Genomic DNA, 279 nt, shown 5'->3' on the forward strand with positions numbered 1-279 from the left:
TCCTTGATGATTGCCGGGAACGTTCGTCCTCTATTTCGTTTGGTGACTTGTCGCACTCGTTTCTTCATTTGATGCATGGCGTCATCACTGATACCTATCACACCATCATCGTTGAAGCGGTGTCCCAAGTAGCTACGCTCACTCACTCTGGTCGCCGCACTTTTCTCACGGTTTACCCGTAATTTAAGCGTCTGCTCCAAGAACTCCGTAACCGAGGTTTTCACCCGTTGCGCTGCTGCTTCACTACCTACGTAGATTTGGCAATCGTCTGCGTATCGG

The 279-nt window shown here is 50.2% G+C and carries 1 protein-coding gene; it reads left to right on the top strand.

The features are described from left to right. Positions 1-182: hypothetical protein (locus RAD04_RS38580; RefSeq protein WP_461627952.1), on the top strand; the 182-nt coding region annotated here is incomplete at its 5' end. Between the last annotated feature and the right edge of the window lie 97 nt (positions 183-279).

The sequence above is a fragment of the Bradyrhizobium sp. 25ACV genome, from assembly GCF_054863005.1.